Origin of the sequence: Cupriavidus sp. a3, assembly GCF_051015765.1 — a bacterium.
Lineage (GTDB): Bacteria > Pseudomonadota > Gammaproteobacteria > Burkholderiales > Burkholderiaceae > Cupriavidus > Cupriavidus oxalaticus_A.
The window spans coordinates 709,450-727,219 of record NZ_CP170644.1 but is presented as its reverse complement, the minus strand read 5'-3'; the positions used below and the strand labels follow the sequence as shown (position 1 = coordinate 727,219).

The 17,770-nt window shown below is 68.7% G+C and carries 16 protein-coding genes; 3 read left to right on the top strand and 13 right to left on the bottom strand.

Annotated features, from left to right (window positions below; genetic code table 11):
- Nucleotides 1-186 precede the first annotated feature (186 nt).
- Entirely contained in the window at nucleotides 187-1,719 is a 1,533-nt protein-coding gene (locus ACAD63_RS25245; protein WP_434034522.1) for a sensor domain-containing diguanylate cyclase, read from the top strand.
- A gap of 49 nt (nucleotides 1,720-1,768) precedes the next feature.
- On the opposite strand, the gene ACAD63_RS25240 is transcribed toward ACAD63_RS25245, so the two are convergent.
- From ACAD63_RS25240 to ACAD63_RS25200, 9 genes are all read right to left on the bottom strand, one after another.
- On the bottom strand, nucleotides 1,769-3,037 hold the full coding sequence (locus tag ACAD63_RS25240; protein ID WP_133094361.1) for a YihY/virulence factor BrkB family protein: 1,269 nt from the start codon (nucleotides 3,035-3,037) through the stop codon (nucleotides 1,769-1,771).
- A gap of 253 nt (nucleotides 3,038-3,290) precedes the next feature.
- Nucleotides 3,291-4,328 (bottom strand): LacI family DNA-binding transcriptional regulator, encoded by a 1,038-nt coding sequence (locus tag ACAD63_RS25235; RefSeq protein ID WP_133094360.1) that lies wholly within the window; start codon nucleotides 4,326-4,328, stop codon nucleotides 3,291-3,293.
- Between the two features lie 602 nt (nucleotides 4,329-4,930).
- On the bottom strand, nucleotides 4,931-5,914 hold the full coding sequence (locus ACAD63_RS25230; RefSeq protein ID WP_135702937.1) for a tripartite tricarboxylate transporter substrate binding protein: 984 nt from the start codon (nucleotides 5,912-5,914) through the stop codon (nucleotides 4,931-4,933).
- A 42-nt stretch (nucleotides 5,915-5,956) separates the two neighbouring features.
- The gene (locus ACAD63_RS25225; RefSeq protein WP_133094358.1) at nucleotides 5,957-7,060 is read right to left on the bottom strand and encodes a porin; all 1,104 of its coding nucleotides are present in this window, start codon (nucleotides 7,058-7,060) and stop codon (nucleotides 5,957-5,959) included.
- Between the two features lie 101 nt (nucleotides 7,061-7,161).
- Nucleotides 7,162-7,503: a cupin domain-containing protein gene (locus tag ACAD63_RS25220; protein ID WP_133094357.1), complete on the bottom strand. Its 342-nt coding sequence runs from the start codon at nucleotides 7,501-7,503 to the stop codon at nucleotides 7,162-7,164.
- Complete coding sequence (locus tag ACAD63_RS25215; RefSeq protein ID WP_195427095.1) at nucleotides 7,500-8,477, bottom strand: quinone oxidoreductase family protein; 978 nt, start codon at nucleotides 8,475-8,477, stop codon at nucleotides 7,500-7,502. The genes ACAD63_RS25220 and ACAD63_RS25215 overlap by 4 nt, the downstream gene beginning before the upstream one ends.
- A gap of 42 nt (nucleotides 8,478-8,519) precedes the next feature.
- A complete protein-coding gene (locus ACAD63_RS25210) occupies nucleotides 8,520-9,404 on the bottom strand; it encodes a 3-keto-5-aminohexanoate cleavage protein (RefSeq protein WP_135702938.1) in 885 nt (294 codons plus the stop codon).
- A gap of 48 nt (nucleotides 9,405-9,452) precedes the next feature.
- Nucleotides 9,453-10,202, bottom strand: a complete 750-nt coding sequence (locus ACAD63_RS25205) for an SDR family NAD(P)-dependent oxidoreductase (RefSeq protein WP_434034521.1) — start codon at nucleotides 10,200-10,202, stop codon at nucleotides 9,453-9,455.
- A gap of 40 nt (nucleotides 10,203-10,242) precedes the next feature.
- Nucleotides 10,243-11,178: a dioxygenase gene (locus ACAD63_RS25200; protein WP_133094353.1), complete on the bottom strand. Its 936-nt coding sequence runs from the start codon at nucleotides 11,176-11,178 to the stop codon at nucleotides 10,243-10,245.
- Between the two features lie 458 nt (nucleotides 11,179-11,636).
- Between ACAD63_RS25200 and cqsA the strand changes: the two genes are divergently transcribed.
- Nucleotides 11,637-12,941 (top strand): alpha-hydroxyketone-type quorum-sensing autoinducer synthase, encoded by a 1,305-nt coding sequence (gene cqsA, locus ACAD63_RS25195; RefSeq protein WP_133094352.1) that lies wholly within the window; start codon nucleotides 11,637-11,639, stop codon nucleotides 12,939-12,941.
- A gap of 9 nt (nucleotides 12,942-12,950) precedes the next feature.
- The gene (locus ACAD63_RS25190; protein ID WP_133094351.1) at nucleotides 12,951-14,273 is read left to right on the top strand and encodes a sensor histidine kinase; all 1,323 of its coding nucleotides are present in this window, start codon (nucleotides 12,951-12,953) and stop codon (nucleotides 14,271-14,273) included.
- A 17-nt stretch (nucleotides 14,274-14,290) separates the two neighbouring features.
- On the opposite strand, the gene ACAD63_RS25185 is transcribed toward ACAD63_RS25190, so the two are convergent.
- The 4 genes from ACAD63_RS25185 to ACAD63_RS25170 form a co-directional block, all read right to left on the bottom strand.
- Nucleotides 14,291-14,884, bottom strand: a complete 594-nt coding sequence (locus tag ACAD63_RS25185; protein WP_135702940.1) for a uracil-DNA glycosylase family protein — start codon at nucleotides 14,882-14,884, stop codon at nucleotides 14,291-14,293.
- A 2-nt stretch (nucleotides 14,885-14,886) separates the two neighbouring features.
- Nucleotides 14,887-16,026, bottom strand: a complete 1,140-nt coding sequence (locus ACAD63_RS25180) for a DSD1 family PLP-dependent enzyme (protein WP_434034520.1) — start codon at nucleotides 16,024-16,026, stop codon at nucleotides 14,887-14,889.
- A 93-nt stretch (nucleotides 16,027-16,119) separates the two neighbouring features.
- Entirely contained in the window at nucleotides 16,120-16,884 is a 765-nt protein-coding gene (locus ACAD63_RS25175; RefSeq protein WP_135702941.1) for a BON domain-containing protein, read from the bottom strand.
- Nucleotides 16,885-17,010: 126 nt separating this feature from the next.
- Nucleotides 17,011-17,682, bottom strand: a complete 672-nt coding sequence (locus ACAD63_RS25170) for an alpha/beta hydrolase (RefSeq protein ID WP_434034519.1) — start codon at nucleotides 17,680-17,682, stop codon at nucleotides 17,011-17,013.
- Nucleotides 17,683-17,770 lie beyond the last annotated feature (88 nt).

Sequence of the window (17,770 nt, the reverse complement as noted above, 5' to 3'; positions counted from 1 at the left end):
AGCCAGATCCAGGACTTCATCGCGGTGGCGGAAGGCGGCAGCACTTGTAACTTGAAACCGGTTCGGCACGCCTCGAAGCGATTTGCAGGCCGCTAAACTCAGGTGTGACATTTTTTCCCACGGCGCGGCCGAGGTACCCGCGGGCACTACAATGCTGCAAAAATTGCACCGGCAGCGCCCGCCTCCATGATCGACCTTGCAAGACGACGCCTGCGCGTACGCCTGAACCCCGCCGCGATGATCGTCCCGGCGACCATCGCCCTGGCGGTTGCCATCGCCGGACTGGGCGCCGCGGCACTGGCCCAGATGCGCAGCGACGCGCTGGCCGGCGCCAGCGAAGCCTCGGCCAATCTGGCGCTCACGCTGGAGCGCAGCATCTCGCGCAACCTGCATATCTACCAGTTCGCCATCGCCGGGGTCGCCGATGCCATGCAGGACCCGGAAGTGATGCAGCTGCCGACCGCCTTGCGCCAGCGCGTGCTGTTCGACCGCTCCATCAACGCCGAGGACATGGGCTCGCTGCTGGCCACCGATGCCAGCGGCAACCTGCTGCTCGATTCGCACCAATGGCCGCCGCGCGCCGTGAACCTTGCCGACCGCGACTATTTTCAGGCCCACGTGCACGACGCCAACGCCGGCATCTTCCTCAGCCAGCCGTTCCAGCCGCGGCTCACCGCGCAGAACAAGTCCATCGGACTGAGCCGGCGGGTGTCGGGGCCCGATGGCGCGTTCCGCGGCATCGTCGTCGGCACGCTGCGCCTGAACTACTTTCGCAAGCTGTTCGATGGCGTCAGCCTCGGCGGCGGCGGTACGCTGACGCTGCTGCGCACGGACGGGACCATCATCATGCGCCGCCCCTACGACGATGCGTCGGTGGGCCGCAATATCTCAGCCAGCCCTTCCTTTGCACCGCTGCTGCGGGGCACCGAAGGCAGCTTTATCGGCATCGCCGCGGTCGACGGCGTGCGGCGGCTGTACAGCTACCGGCGCCTGCCCGACTTCCCGCTCATGGTGGTGGTCGGGCTCTCGGTCCACGACGTGCTGGCCCCCTGGTACAAGCGCGCATGGTGGTTTGCCGGGCTGATTGCCGTGGTCGATGCGCTGATCGTGGCGCTGGCGGTGCTGCTGTCGCGCCAGTGGCGCCGCCGCCTCGACATGGAGGCGCACCTGCGCCTGATGGTGAATACCGATGGCCTGACCGGCCTGGGCAGCCGGCGCGCGCTGGATGACGCCGCCGACAAGGAATGGCGGCGGGCATGGCGCGACGGCCAGCCGCTGTCGCTGCTGATGGTCGATGTCGACCACTTCAAGCAGTTCAACGACCGCTACGGCCACGTTGCCGGCGACGATGCGCTGGCCGCGGTCGGCGACAGCATCCAGAAGCAGATCCGCCGGTCGGGCGACTATGCCGGCCGCTACGGCGGCGAGGAATTCGCGATCCTGCTGCCCGGCACGCCGGCCGCCGGCGCCGCGAGGATCGCCGAGGCCATCCGGCATGCGGTGCAGGCACTGGAGATCCCGAACGCGACCAGCCCGCTCGGCACGCTGACGGTCAGCATCGGCGTTGCCACCAGTTCGGCCGGCGGCGGGGATGCCGGGCCGTTCGCGGACCTGCGCGCCTTCCTGCATGGCGGCGACCAGGCGCTCTACCTGGCCAAGCGCGACGGCCGCAACCGCGTGGTGATATTGGGCGAGGCCACGCCGGCGCTGGCCGTCTGATGCGCTCGCCTGTCCGGCGATGCAGCGCGCTGCAGCACGATGCAGCGCCTCAGTGCGTCCGGTGCAGGTACGCTTCGACGTAGCTCACGCCGAACTGGATCAGGTCGCGGGTATCGCCGGAATGGTGCCCCGCCTCGGCAGACACCACCAGCGCCTGCGCCAGTTCGCGCAGGCGGTTGCGCAAGGCCTGCTTGTCCGATCCCGCTGCGCTCCTGAAGTGGGCAACGGCCTTCTCGGCGGCGTCCGCGATGGCGACCGCGGTCGCCTGGCCTTGCTCTCCCGCCTTGACGGCAGCGTTCACGATCTCGTCGACATAAAGCGCCACGATGGGCGTCACGCCGTCGATGCCGGTCCTTACCGGATGGCGGGTCGCTTCGCCCCGGGCCTGCTCGTCCACGACCACCTGCGCCCGCCCGCGTAGCGGCGCGATCGGCGGCGCTGGCTGGCCGCTGTGCCGCATCGAGCCAAAGCGCTGGGCAAAATGCCAGGTAAATTCGGCACCCAGCAGGAAAATCTGCGCGGCGTAGTACACCCATAGCAGCAACACCACCAGCGAACCCGCGGCGCCATACCCGCTGGCCACGCCGCTCTTGCCGATGTACAGGCCGATCAGCAACTTGCCCAGCGTGAACAGCAGCGCCGTGACGACGGCGCCAAGCCAGACGTCGAACCAGCGGATCTTGGTGCGCGGCATGATCTTGTAGATCATCGCGAACACCACGGTCGTCAGCACCAGGCTGATGGCAGTGTCCAGCGCATGCCCGACCGCCTCGTCGATGCCTAGCAGCGGTCCCCATTCACGCCCCATCGCCGAAATGCCGGCACTGAGCAGCAGCGACACGACCAGCAGGAAGCCGATGCCCAGGATCATGCCGAACGACAGCAGCCGCGCGCGCAGCAGCGAAAACAGGCCCGAACTCTTCTGGCGCTGCGGGACCCGCCAGATGCGGTCGAGCGCCGACTGCAACTCGGCGAACACCGTGGTCGCGCCGATCAGCAGGGCCACCACCCCGATGATGGCGGAGACCGTGCTGGCGGCCGGCTCGCTGACCGCAACCAGCATGTCTTCGACCACCTCCGCGCCTTCGGTGCCGATCAGCCCGCTCAGCTCGCTGACGACCTCGCCGCGCGCCGCTTCCGCGCCGAATATCACGCCCGCCACGGTGATGACGATCATCAGCAGCGGGGCAATGGAGAAGACGGTGTAGTACGCCAGCGCCGCGCCCATGCTCGGGGCATAGTCGTCGATCCAGGAGTTGATGCTCTCGCGGATCAGCTCGAAGGCGGCGCGCGGCGACACGGGGCCAAGGGATAGCATGCGAGGTCCTGTCGCGACGTGTCCTGCATGGCAATAGCAAATCCCGTTCCAGAGCAACGGCGCCCGCAATGCGGCGCCTGGGGAGGCACGCTGGCCGGTCCATCATGCAACGGGCGCTTCCAGAATTACCAGGCGCGCGCGCTCGGCTATGCCGCATGTGCCTGCCAGAATACGCGGCGGGTGGTCCGGCGCGAATAAACCGGGGCGTGCTGTCGCAGGCCTTCATGGCCGCAGTGGCGGCGGCACGGCCCGCCTATGACGTGCCGTCGCGCGGCGCGGCGGTAGACCCGCGCACGATCAGCTGCGGCGTCAGCTGCACGGTGACGGCATCGGATCCCGGCTTGTCGATCTGCCGCAGCAGCAGCCGTGCAGCCTCCTCGCCCATCTCATGGACGGCGATGCGCACCGTGGTCAGCGGCGGCGTCAGCGCGTCGGCAAAGGGCATGTCGTTGTGGCCCACTACCGAGATGTCGGCGGGGCAATGCAGCCCGCGCTCGCGCAGCAGGTCATAACAGCCCATCGCCACCAGGTCATTGCCGGCGGCGATCGCGGTGACCGCCGGAAAGGCTTCCAGCAGTTGCGCGCACGCCAGCTTGCCGGCCTCGCGCGAATAGCTGGCGGCCTCGATCACGTGCCAGGCGTCGCGGCGCAGGCGGTGCCGCCTGACCGCCTGGACAAAGCCCTCGCGCCGCAGGAAGCCGGTGGACAGCGCGGCCGGGCCGGCGATATGGCCGATATGGCGATGGCCCAGGCCGGCCAGGTGGTCTACCGTCAGCCGCATCGCCAGCAGGTTGTCGCTGACCACGCACGAGACCCGGCCCGTCTCTTCGCCGCGATTGACCGTGACCACCGGGATATGCTGCCGGATGCAGTAGTCGAGCACCGCGTCCTCGCGCTCCGCCGTCGCCAGCACCAGCCCTTCGACCTGCCGGCCGATCATCTGGTCGATGATGAAGCGCTGCCGGCTCTTGTCGGTGCCGGCGTTGACGACGATGGGCACGTAGCCCTGCTGCGCCAGCACCGACTCGATCCCCGCCAGGATCGGCGGGAACACCGGGTTGGCGATGTCGGGCAGCACCACGCCTACCAGCCCGGAGCGCTGCGTGCGCAAGCCGGCGGCGATGCGGTTGGGGCGGAAGCCGCGCGCCTCGGCCACCTCCAGGATGCGCGCCGCCACGTCCTGCGCCACCAGGTGCCGCGTGGCCGGGTTCATGACCCGCGAGACCGTCGAGTAATGCACGTCGATCTCGGCGGCCAGGTCTTTCAGGGTGAGGCGCTTGCGCTCGGACATGACGGCTGGTTGTTGGGCGGCGGGCCGGGAATGGGAGATGCGATATTTTAAGGCGCATTGCTGATGGGGGGTGGGGACGAGGGCCTGAATGAAGTCTTGGGCTTCACTTCGCCGTCATCCTTCACGTGGCTGTGGCTGGACATCTGGCGGATATTTGATATGCCCTGGTTTCGCCCCTGAAGGGGCGAGTCACTTTTGCCCGAGCGGCAAAAGTAACCAAAAGCGCGTTTTCTGCCCTGGGCGGGCGGCCACTCTTATCGTAGCGTGCCGGGGCTTTCGTACGGGGCTGCGCTTCGTTGCAAAGCAGGACTGCCTGACGCCGTGGTGCGCCACCATGGCTCGGCATTGACGCGGTGATTGAACGAGCCCAGAGCTGTGGGCGGCCCCTGCTGCTGGCGGCAACGCAGGAACGCCTGCGGCTGCGCTGCGCGCCTGCAGTATCGCAGGTCAGGGGCTCGGGCACGTAACGCGTCGCTGCGCTCGCTTGGCGCCGTCGCGGCGCTGCCCGCAATCCATTCTATCCGGCTTGTTTGCTCCCCTCTCCCGCAAGCGGGAGAGGGGAGCAAACAATCGGCAAGCCTGGCCATCGCGATGCCCTGCCCTTACTCCCCAGCCCTGACCCCTGACTGCCGCACCACCGGCGCCAGCTTGCCGATTTCCGCCTGGATATACGCGGCAAACTCCTGCGGCGATGAACGCCGCGGCTCGGCGCCCTGCGCCGCCAGGCGCTCGCGCACGTCGGGGGATGACAGCGCCTTGCCGATCTCGGCGTTGAGGGCATCGACGATCTCGCGCGGCGTGCCGGCCGGGGCGAGGATGCCGAACCACGAATCGAAGGCATAGGCCGGCAAGCCCGACTCCGCTACGGTCGGGATATCCGGCAGCGCGCTGGCCCGCCTGGCCGTGGTCACCGCCAGCGCGCGCAGCTTGCCTTGCCTGACGAACGGCATCGCCGAGACGGAGGGCGCGAACATCATGTCGCCGCGGCCGGCCATGACGTCGGTAAGCGCTTCGCCGGTGCCCTTGTACGGGATATGCGTGATGTCGATGCCGGCCTGCATCTTGAACATCTCGCCGCTCAGGTGCGTGGAGCTGCCGGAGCCAGCCGAGTCAAAGTTCAGCGCGCCCGGCGTGGCCTTGGCCGCCGCCACCACGTCGCGCACCGACTTGTACTTGCTGGCCGCATTGACCACCAGCACGTTGGGCACGCTGGCCACCAGCGAGACCGGCGCGAAGTCCTTCACCGTGTCATAGCCGAGCCTGGGATACAGCGTGGCGTTGATCGCATGCCCGACCGACACCAGGATCAGCGTGTAGCCGTCCGGCGCCGCCTTGGCCACGCCGGTCGCGCCGACAGTCCCGCCCGCGCCGGGCCGGTTGTCGACGATCACCTGGTAGCTGCCGCCCTCGGCCATCTTGCTGCCGAGGATGCGCGCCAGGATATCGGTGGCGCTGCCGGCCGAGAACGGCACCACCAGCCGGATCGGCTTGCTGGGGTACTGGGGCTGTGCACTGGCGGCGGGGGCGGCCGCCAGCATCAGCGTCGAAGTCAGCGCCAGCACGGCGCCCTGGATGGATCGAATCATTCCTTGTCTCCTCACTGCTAGTCGGGACGCGTGTGCCGCGCCTCAGAAGAAATGCCGCATGCCGAGCGCGACGGTCTGCGGGTCGGCGCCCGCGCTTACGCCCAGCTCGTTGATGGCAAAGTCATAGATCGCGTTGCGCTTGTTGTTGATGCGACTGTAGTACGCAAACAGCGCCGTGCGCTTGGACAACGGATAGTCGTAGCCCACCGTGACCTGCGTCGCGCCCGTCTCCGCGCCGCTGCGGAAGAAGCCGACGGTCTCGGTGGCGTTGCCGGCGCCGTTGCTGGCCAGGCCAAAGCCGACCCGCACGCTGCCCGGCCCCAGCTTCTGCACCACCGACGCGTAGTAGCCGTTGCGCGTGAGGTCGCCGGTGGCGGTGCGGTAGTGCAGCCGTTCATAGAGCAGCGCGACGGTGGTCGTCGGGAACTTGTAGGAAACGCCCGCCTTCATCGCATCGTCGTTGCGGCCCGCGGTCTGGTAATGCTGGTGGATTTCATAGGCCAGCACCACGTTGAGGGGGCCGTTGTCGTAGGCGGCGGAGAACGAGTACAGCCCCGGGTTGCGCGGCACCGTGGTCTTTTCCTCGTTGATGCCCCACGCGGCGGCGCCGCTGAAGCCCGCCAGCGACGGCGACTTGTAGACGATGATGTTTTTCTGCCGTCGGTCGAACGCGCTGGTGTCCTGCACGTTGTCCGAGCTCGACGTGGAGCCGTTGCCGATCAGCGCCATATACCCCGCCGTGGTTGGGTAATACGGATCGTAGGTCGAGGTCGCCTCGGTATAAGGCGTCTGCCAGTGCCCCATGAACAGCGTGCCGGCGCTGCCCTGCAGCCCGATGCGCGAATTGCGCCCCGCGATCTGGCCCTGGCCGGTGTCGAGCGAGACGTTGCTCTCGATCTGCCAGATTGCCTTGAGGCTGCCGCCCAGCCCTTCCTCGCCGCGCATGCCGAACACGGAGCGGTTGTTGGTCAGCCGGCCGACGCCGCCAAGGCGCGTGCCGTCGGTCGCCGTATTGGCGTAGGAATACTCCAGCGCGGTGTTGAGGCGCCCGTACAGCGTCACGGACGACTGCGCGCCGGCGTGGCCGGTGCAGGCCGCGCCCATGGCCAGCAGCAGCAAGCGGCACCGCTTGGGAACGGATGTCATTGGTCTACCCCTTTGGTTGTGGTCATTCTTTTTGTAATCACCTTTTTGGTCAGCGCCGTTTATTTCGGGGCTGCAATCGTTTGCATCACGGCACAAGAAAATCAGGCCTTCGGATACGGCATCGCCAGCAGCAGCAAGGCGGGCCGGTTGCCGGGATTGGAGACCTGCCGCGCCTCGCCCGGCGCCAGGCGCACCGAGTCGTACTGTCCCAGCGTGACGGCCTCGTCCGGCGTGCGCACGCAGACTTCGCCCTCGAGCACGACGTAGTGCTTTTCCACCGGCGAGGCATCCAGCGCGGTATGGCCGCCTGGCAGCAGTACCGAGACGCCGAGCCACAGTGCCTCGGACGGGCCGGCCTCGTGTCCCTGCAGCCGCAGGCAATGCATGCCGTCGTGGTTGGGCGGGAAATACGCCGGCGCCCGGGCAAAGCGGGTCGTGTTCATGGCTTGAGCACCACGCGCTCGGTCGCGCCTTGCAGGACCGCGCGGTATGCGTCCTTGGCATTGGCCAGCGCATAGGTGTAATCGGACAGCACCGGGAACGGCCGCAGCGCGCCCGCGGCGAACATTGGCGCAAGCTGGTCCAGGATCTGCGCGCACGCGCCGCTGTCCAGGGCCAGCGTATCGACGCCAACGTATGTATGCTGGCCGCGGTAGAAGGCGAAGATGTCGAACGGCACCGGCTTCTCGATGGTCGAGATGAAGATCTGCGCTGCGCCGATGGCCATCGCCTGGTTGGCTTGCTCGAAGTACGGGCTGCCGACGGTGTTGTAGACGATGTCGGCGCCATGGCCGCCGGTCTCGTCGCGCACCACTTCTGCGATCGCTTCGCGGCTGGCGTCGATCATGCGCACTGCGCCGCTGGCATGGCCGCGGTAAGGCTCGGCCGTACGCTCGACGGCAAAGACGCGCGCGCCCAGCGCCGTGGCGATCTGGATGGTGGCCTGCCCCACCTTGCCGTTGCCGCCACAGACCAGCACGGTGCTGCCGGCCTGGGGCATGCCGGCGCGGCGCAAGCCTTCGTAGGCAGTGATGAACGGCACGCCCACGGCGCCGGCCTCCAGCAGCGACACCGACGCCGGCTTGGCGCGCACCGCACTGGCCTGGATGCGCAGGTACTTGCCATGGGTACCGTCGCGGCGGATGCCGAGCTCGCCGCCGCTGCCCCACACCTGCAGGCCCAGCAGCGCGGCCGGCCCGTCGACCACCAGGCCGGCATAGTCGCGGCCGGGCGTGCGCGGCCACACCGCATGCGGCATCAGGCCCAGCGTCGCCTTCACGTCGCTGGGATTGACCCCGGCACTGGCGACTTCGATGATGCATTGGTCCGCCGCGGCATCGGGGCGCGGCACGCCGAGCAGTTCGAGCTGCAGCGCCTCGATATCGGCGGCTTTCTGGTTCACGCGGATCGTGTTCATAAGTTCTTTCCTTTCAGGAATCGGCAATTCGGTTGGCAAGGCTCAGGCTTCGCGCAGCCCCAGCGTGCGGCGCGCCTCGGCGGGCGACGCGATCTCGCCGCCGAGCGAGCGCACGATGTCGCGGGCCTTGGCGACCAGCGCGGCGTTGCTGGGGGCCAGCACGCCCTTCTCCAGGTAGATGTTGTCTTCCAGGCCGACACGCACATGGCCGCCGGCCAGCCATGCCTGCGCCACGATCGGGAATTCGGCGCGGCCGATGCCGAAGGCGGACCAGTGCGCGCCGGCGGGCAGCATGTTGCGCGCATAGAAAATCGTTTCGGGCGTGGGCGCGAAGCCGTATTTGACGCCCAGCACGAAGGTCCACAGGCCAGGCCCGTCGAGCACGCCGTCGCGGATGAAGTCGAGCGCCATGTTGAGGTCGCCCGAGTCGAAGATCTCCAGCTCCGGCATGACGCCGGCGGCGCGGATCGCGGCGGCCATCTTGCGCACGTTGGCGGGCGTGTTGATGACCACGTCGCCCCCGGAATTCATGGTGTTGAGGTCGAGCGAACACACATCGGGGCGCAACGCGGTGATGTGCTCGACGCGCTTGCCCGGAGGCAGCAGCGTGGTGCCCGGCGCGGCCACGCGCGGCTCGTCCTCGCTCGGCACGAAGCGGCCGCCGGGTCCGGTGGTGAGGTTGATGATCAGCGTGCGGTTGCGCGCGCGGATGCGGTCGATGACGTCGGCGTAGTATTCGAGCGCCATCGACGGGCGGCCCGTTTCGGGATCGCGCACGTGGATATGGGCCGCGGCAGCGCCGGCTTCGGCGGCTTCGAGCGCGGCGTCGGCGATCTGCGCCGGCGTGACCGGCAGGCCGGGATGCTGCTCGGGGGTGACGATATTGCCGGTCACCGCGCAGGTGATGATGGTCTTGCGTGCGTGCATGAGCGAACGTTGGTGAAGAACAAGAGAAAAACGGAGCGTGGCGCCGGGCTAGCCGAGTTGCCTGCCGCCGTCGACGACGATGGTGGTGCCAGTGGCAAAGCGCAGCGAGGTAGCGCACGCGGCAATGGCATCGGCCACGTCCTGCGCCTGGCCGATGCGCTGCAGCGGCGTCGTCCTGGCGGCGCGCTCGTTGAAGCTGCTGTCGCGGCCGGGCACGAAGGCGCTGTCGACCACGCCGGGCGAGACGTTCAGCACGCGGATCTGCGGCGCCAGTGCGCGCCCCAGCGACATCGCCATGGCGTCGAGCCCGGCCTTGGCCGCGCAGTACGCCACGTTGCTGCCCTGCCCGTTGCGCCCCGCGATGGAGCCGACGTTGACCACCAGCCCGTCGCCGCTGGCGCGCAGGTGCGGCGCAAAGGCGCGGATCGCGGCGAACTGGCCGCGCCAGTTGATGGCAAAGAGTTCGTCGATCAGCGCGTCGTCGAGCGCGTCGAGGTCGGCGTGCGGGATTGCCCGCGTAAAGCCGGCGGTATTGACCAGCATGTCGGCGCGGCAGTAATGGCAGATGACTTCGTCGGCCAGCGCGCGCAGCGAGGCGCTGTCGGCAACTTCCGCGACGGCGGCAAGATGGTTGCCGGCCGGCAGCGCGGCCGCCGCGCTGGCCGCCTTGTCGGCGTCGCGGCCGGTCAGGACGATGCTCGCGCCGAGGCGGGCCAGCGTTTCACCGGCGGCAAAGCCGATGCTGCCGGTGCCGCCGAGGATCACGGCAACCTTGCCGGAAAGGGGGGATGCGCTCATGTTCGGAGTTGAATTTGCGTGAAAGGAAATCGGCCGGCGTTCAGTCGATCGGCGGCTTGGGAAAGGTCTGCTGCCCCGGCTCCAGCGTGAAGTCGAAGTCCAGCGTGTAGAACGGCGCCGGCACGTCGCCCCACGGGCTGCTGCCCTGGTCGTGCAGCTGCAGCGTGCCGACCAGTTGCCGGTGCACGCCGAAGGTGACATCCGAGGCCAGCTTGTCGGCCTCGTCGGCAAACACCTGCGTCACCAGCGTCCGGTATCCCGGCGCGGCGACGATGAAGTGGATATGCGCCGGCCGGTACGGATGGCGCTGTTGCGCGGCCAGCAGCGCGCCGACCGGGCCATCGGTCGGCACCGGATAGCCGGCCGGACGCACCGTGCGGAAGCGGTAGCCGCCGTCGGCATCGGCATGGAAGCAGCCGCGCAGGTTGCGGTCGGGCTGGGTCGGGTCCTGGTTGTCGTACAGGCCGACCGGCGAGGCCTGCCATATCTCGACCAGCGCGCCCGCCAGCGGCGTGCCGTCGGTGCCGCGCACGGTGCCGCTGACCAGCAGCGGCAGGCCGGGCGCGTCGTCCTGCACCACGCAGTCGCCGCAGGCATAGCGCGGCGCGTTGGCGCGGTAGAACGGTCCCAGCAAGGCGCCGGGCGTGCGGCCGTCGCGGGTGCTGTTGTTCATCACCGTCACCAGGGTCGACAAACCCAGGACGTCGGCCGCGAGCACGACCTCGTTGTGCGTGGCATGCGTCGCATGGCCAAGGCTGGCGAGCCAGCCAAGCGCGAACTCGAACTCTTCGTCGGTCAGGCGCGCCTCGCGCAGGAAGCCATGCAGATGGCGGACCAGCGCATCCATGACGAAGCGCAGGCGTGGGCTGGCGGTGTCCGCCATCGCGGCCTGGACGATGCCGGTGACCGAATGTTCGTCGTCTATCAGCGTGGGGCGCGGGGCCGGCGATACCTGCCGCGCGATCGATGTTTCCATGTCACTCCTCCTTTGCAAACGTTTGCATTATTATCGGCGGCCAGCACCGGAGGTCAAGGCGAAAGTTCGGGCCGGCGGGGCCCCGCCCCCTTTCGCGCCGCCGGAAATCACAATCAAAACAAGCCGCTACGCCTCGTCTTCAGGACAAACCCTAGGCGGTCCCCGCTCGCGCGGAGGGTGGCATTTGTGGGTACACCTGCCTATATATGCCTTACCAGGCACTAACCGGCGATATACCGACATGCCAGCGAGCGCTGGTCGCGCCACAATGCAACGGCAGCGTGGCCCCTCCCGTTCATACAAGCGTTGGACTGGTGGAAGCCCGGTCACAATCGTTGCCGAGGACTTGGCACAGTAATCGCTGACGTGCAGAAAGCCCGACGTGCCTGCGATGCCCGGGTTCTGGCCATGCCGCCAGCGATCTCCTTCGATCCCTCCTACCTACCAGAGGAAAACCGATGTTCTCCGCCGTCCAGCGTCCGCAACCGACGCACCCCGTTCCCTGCCCCCCCCGCAGCGTGACCACGCCGCCGCTGCCGCAGTGGATCGCAGCACGCATGTCAGAGCATTTCGATGCCAGGCTGGGCAAGCTCTGGGGTGGCGACCACCTGCTGCACGGGCGCAAGCCGGGGCCCGACGCGCTGCACCTGAGCAGCAACGACTACCTCTGCCTGCTGGGCGAGCGGCCGTTGCTGGAGGCGCAGGCGCGCGCGCTGCTGAACGAGCAGCCCGAGCTGCTGATGTCGTCCGTGTTCCAGTACGGCGAGACGCCGCAACGGCACGTCGAGCGCAAGCTGGCCAACCTGATGCAGGCCGAGGACGGGCTGATCGCGCAGTCCGGCTGGGCCGCCAACGTCGGCCTGGTGCAATGCATCGCCGGGCCGGGCGTGCCGGTCTATATCGACATGAACGGCCACGCCTCGCTGTGGGAAGGCATCACCGCCGCCGGCGCGCAGGCCGTGCCGATCCGCCACAACGACGTGGGCCATGCGCGCCGCCAGGCCGAACGCTTCGGGCCCGGCGTGATCATGGTCGACGCGGTGTACTCCACCACCGGCAGCGTGGCGCCGCTGGAGGAATACGTCGCGGTGGCGGAGGCGACGGGTTCGGTGCTGGTGGTCGATGAATCGCACTCGCTCGGCACTCATGGGCCATCGGGCGGCGGGCTGGTACCGGCGCTGGGGTTGTCGGAGCGGGTGCATTTCCGCACCGCGTCGCTGGCCAAGGCCTTCGCCGGGCGCGCGGGCTTCGTCACCTGCTCCAGCACGTTCAAGGACTTCTTCGCGGTCGAGTCGCGGCCGGCCATTTTCAGTTCGGGGCTACTGCGCCACGAGGTTGCGTGGTTCGACGCCGCCATCGACTTCATCGCCGCGGCGGACCAGCGGCGCGAACAGCTGCATGCGATCACCCGCACCACCCGCGAAGCGATCGGTGCGCTGGGGTACAACATCAGCGACGGCTCCGAGCAGATCATCGGGCTGGAGGCCGGCACCGAGCCGCAGGTGATGGTCCTGCGCAACGCGCTGCAGCAGCGCGGCATCTTCGGCGCGGTATTCTGTTCGCCGGCAACCCCCAAGAATCGGGCATTGATGCGACTTACCCTGCATGCGAAACTTAGCGCCGGTGAAATCGACCGGCTGGTCAGCGTTCTCGCCAGTATCCGCGACGAGGTGCGCCTGGAAGAATGGTCATCGACGCGCCGCAGCCGGCGCAAATCCCCCAATCCCAAAGAGGAGCTCGCCGCAAGCTCCCGCGAGGAGTAGCCGTTGGAGATGGAAGCAGAGTTGGCCGACTCGGGCGGCCGCAAGCGCCGTTCCGGTCTGCCGGGACTTGCCAGCCTTGCCCGCCGGGCCTGGCAGGCGGTGTTCGATACCGCGGCGCGGGCCATCCTGCTCGACGAGGAAAGCGTCATCCGGCTGCGGCGCATCCAGATGGTGGGCGCGCTGGGGGTCATCGGTCACCCGCTCTATTACCTGATCTGGTCGTACGTGTTCCCGCAGCCCTACGAGAACCTGTGGCTGCGCCTGGTCTGCACCGCGCTGTTCGTGCCGCTGCTGTTTGCCAGGGCGTTCTCGCACCGCCGCTGGCTGCCGCCCTATGCGCTGTTTGCGATCACGGTGGGCATGCCGTTCGCCTTCATCTTCCTGTACCTGGAAAACGGCGGCTCGATGGCCTGGGCCGAGTCGGTCATCATCGCCGTGGTGATCCTCTATCACTTCAATACGGCGTTCGCGACCATCTCGCTGCTGTCCGGCGCGGCCGCCGCGGTGGCGCTGTTCGTGCTGGCCGGCAATTCCATGGGCGGGATTCCATGGGAGCCGGTGCTGCTGCAGCTGCCGATCATCGGCTTCGTGATCTCGGTGCTGGTGGTGATCAAGCTCGACCGCCAGCTGCTGATCGAGCAGAAGCGGCGCGGCATGGCCGCGGCGCTGGCCACCGTCGCGCATGAGCTACGTACGCCGCTGACCAGCCTGAGCGTCAGCGCGAGCGGCCTCAAGGCGCGGCTGCCGGCGGCGCTGGACCAGGATGCGCCACGCCGCGAGGGGCTGATGCAGGCGGTGGCGCGCATGGAGTCCGACATCGCGCATATCAGCAACAGCATCGAGCTGCTGGTGTCCAACTCCAAGAACCCGGAACAGGCCACGCGCGAGTTGTTCGAGCTGGGCGGCGTGATCCGCGATGCCATCGCCCGGTTTCCGTTCGACGAGCCGGGCCGCGACATCGTCGCGTTCGACCTGCCCGGCCCGGTGCGCGTGCTCGGCAACGCGCAGCTGTTCGGGCTGGTCGTGACCAACCTGCTGAAGAACGCGCTCGAAGCGATCAAGCGCGCCGGCAAGGGCGATATCCGGATCTGCTGCGAGGTGCGGCCGGACGGGGTGCACGTCACCTTCCGCGACACCGCGACCGGGGTGCCGCCGCAGGTGCTGGCGCGCATGTTCCAGCCGTTCTTCTCCTACCCGGCGCACCGCGGCACCGGCATCGGGCTGGCCTTCTGCCAGAACGTGCTGACCAGCTGGGGCGCGGGCATCAGCTGCCGTTCCGTCGAGCACGAGTTCACGGAGTTCAACATCCGCTTCCCGCATAGGGATCACTGAGGGACCACTGAGCGGCATCAGCCGGACAGCGCCAGCGCCACCTGCCGCCGCAGCCGCGGCAGCACGTCTGTGTCGAACCACGGATGGCGTTGCAGCCAGAAGCGGTTGCGCGGGCTGGGGTGCGGCAGCGGGAAGAATGCTGGCAGGTAGTCGGCGCAGGCGGCGACGGTATCGGCCAGCGTCGCCCCGGCCCGGCTGCCGAGGTAGTAAGCCTGTGCGTGGCGGCCGACCAGCAGCGTCAGCCGGATTTCCGGCATGGACGCCAGCAGCGGCGCATGCCACAGCGGCGCGCATTCGCGCCGCGGCGGCAGGTCGCCGCTGGCGCCCTTGCCCGGATAGCACAGCCCCATCGGCACGATCGCCACCTTGCCGGCGTCATAGAACTGCTCGGGCGTCAGTTGCAGCCAGGTGCGCAGCAGGTCGCCGGAAGGATCGTTCCAGGGGATGCCGGTTTCATGCACGCGGCGCCCGGGCGCCTGGCCGACGATCAGCAGGCGCGCATGGGCGCCGGCCTGCACCACCGGCCTGGGCTCGTGCGGCAAGGCACAGGCGTGGCAGCCGGCAATGTCGGCGAGGAGCCGGTCAAGCCTGGTGGATCGGGTACGAGGCAAAATCAGCGGCTGAGCCCGCGCCCCTCGATGGCCCAAACCGCTTCCACGCGCTCGCCGCGCACGCAGGCATAGGCATCGTGCAGGTTGGCGGTGGGATCGCAATGGCCCGGCACCAGCCACAGCCGCTCGCCCAGCAGGTCGCGGCTGTCGGCGCCGGTCACCGTCAGCACACCGTGCTCGTCGTTGGCGGCAACGTACTCCAGCGCGCCATCGGCATCGCGCGGCCACACGTGCGGCAATCCGGAATCGACCGCGACCGACTTCAGCCCCACATCGCACACCGCCACGCCGGCGCGCGCCGCGCTCATCACGGTGGCTGCCACGAACAGGGAATGCAGCGGCCGCAGCGCGCCCTCCCATTCGAGCGAGCCGTAATGGCCGTCGAGAAACAGGTACGAGCCCGGCTGGATCTCGGTGTAGACGCCGCTCTCCAGGTCGAATTCGGCGGTGCCGGTGCCGCCGCCGGTCACCACCGGGCAGCGCAGCCCGCGCCGCTCCAGCGCGCGCAGGTAGCCGGCGGTGGCTTCGGCCGCGCGCTGCGCGGCTTCGCGCCGCTGCGCCCAGGCCTCGATATGCTGGATGCCGCCGTGATAGCCCTGCAGGCCGCCGAAATCCAGTGCGGCTTCGGCGCCGATCGCATCGACCAGCGCCAGCAAGGCCTCGTCGCTGTCCACGCCGCAGCGGCCCTGCCCCACGTCCACCTCCGGCAACACCGAAATGCGCACGCCGGCGCGCGCCGCGGCGGCGCCGACCTGGCTGACCTGGCGCGCATCGTCCACGCAGATCGACAAGCGCGTGTGGCGCGCCAGTTCGGCGGCCATTGCGGCCTTGTCGGCGCCGACGAATTCATTGCTCAGGTGGATGCTGCCGATGCCGGCGGCGGCAAAGGGATACGCCTCGGACAGCTTCTGGCAGCAGATGCCGACCGCGCCCGCATCGACCTGCCGCTGCGCGATCGCCACGGACTTGTGCGCCTTGGCATGCGGGCGCAGCGCTACGCCGGCGCGTTCGGCAAGTTCCGCCATGCGCGCCAGGTTGGCTTCAAAGGCATCGAGTTCGATCAGCAGCGCAGGCGTGGGCAACGCTGACAACGATTGGCCGACCGCCGCGTGCGGCGGCCGGAGAACGCTGGCTTCATGCATGGTATGGGGCCCGGTTGCGGCAGTGCTTGCCGTGGGCCCCTCACGATAACACCGGCGTGCCCCTTGCGCACAGGCTTGCGCGCGCAAAACGCGCTAGCGGCGCGTGGCCAGCAGGCGATAGCCGCGTCCGCAGTGTTCCGCGGCAGCGGCGCGGGCCACATCGGCATCATCGAACAGGCCGGCCTGCGCGATCGACCTCACCATCACCGCCTCGCCGCGCTCGTTAGCGAGGAAACGACCGTCCCAGCCTTGCACGATGTACAGCACGTCGCCGGCCGGGGAACCGACCTGCCGGCGCTGGCCGGTGGACTGGCCGACCCGCTGCTGACCCTGACCCTGATCCTGATCCTCGCCACGCGCTGCGCGGCCGGCACGCTCGCCGATTTCGCCATTGCCGCCGCTACCGCCGCTGCTGCCGGGCCGCACCATCTGGATGTTATTGCGCACTTCACTGACGCCGAGCACATCCTCGGCCATTTGCTCGATGCGGAACTTGGCGTCGCGGTCCCGGACGGTGCCGGCCAGCGTGACGATGCCCGAGCCGACGTCGACGGTGACATCCGAGACATCGTCATCGGCGTGCGCGAGCCGTTCGCACAGGTCATCGCGAATGCGGGCGTCGGTGCGCTGGTAGCCCTTGGGCATGCGGCGCGACCCCGCTTGCGCGGCCCAGCGCGAAGGGCGCGTGGGGCGCTCGTCATCTTCATCCTCGAGGCCATAGCGGGCCTCGCCATAGCCATACGGCGAGCCGCCAGTGTCGCCGCTGCGCCAGTGGCGTGCCTGGCGGGTATCGTCGGGCTCATCGTAGCCGCGGTGGCGCCAGGTTCCCCGGATTTCCGACGGTGGATAGTCTTTCATGGATTGCCTCCGATCTGACGTCCTAGCCTGATATCGGTAGCACAAAACATGCCCTTGCGCCGGTGCTGGCCGCGTGGCGCTCCGGCAGCGCCGCGGGACGCAGTTTTTACACGATGCGCAACAACGTCATGCGCTTCGTCCATCCCCGGCGGGCCGGTCGAGGTACTGGCCGACGATGCGCACCAGCAACGGCAGCTTGCCGGTAAAGAAATGATCGGCGCCCGGCACCACCACCACCGGCAGCGCCTGCGGTCGGCCCCAGTCGAACAGCGCCGACAATTCCGCGCGCTCGTCGCGCTCGCCATGCACCACCAGGCAATCGGCCGGCACTGCCGGCGTGTCATAGCTGCGATGGGCCTTGACCGTGCCATACGGCAGGCCGGCCAGCACGAGGTGACGGACCGGCACGCCCTGCGCTGCCAGCGTGGCGGCCACCTGCGCCATCACGAACGCCCCGAAAGAAAAGCCCGCCAGCGCCAGCGGCAGGCCGGGGTGGTCGTCGCGCAACTGCGCCACCACGGCCAGCATGTCGCCGGTCTCGCCGTGGCCCTGGTCGTGCTCGCCGCCCGAGCCCGCCACGCCGCGGAAGTTGGGCCGCACGGTCAGGAAGCCGCGCGCCAGCAGCGCCTTGGCCAACTGGTGCGGCACCTTATGCGTGGCCGCGCCGCCCAGCAGCGGGTGCGGATGCGACACCACCGCGATCCCACGCGGCGTGCCGGCGGGACGGTCGACCAGCATCTCGATCGGCCCGGCGGCGCCAGCCAGGTGCGCCGTTTCCGTGGCAGACGGTACTCCCATGAATGCTCCTTGCAATGTCGGGCGAGCCGATTGCCGGCCCGCGAAAGCCGTGATGGTAATGCGATTGTGGCGAACATGCCGCCCGCGC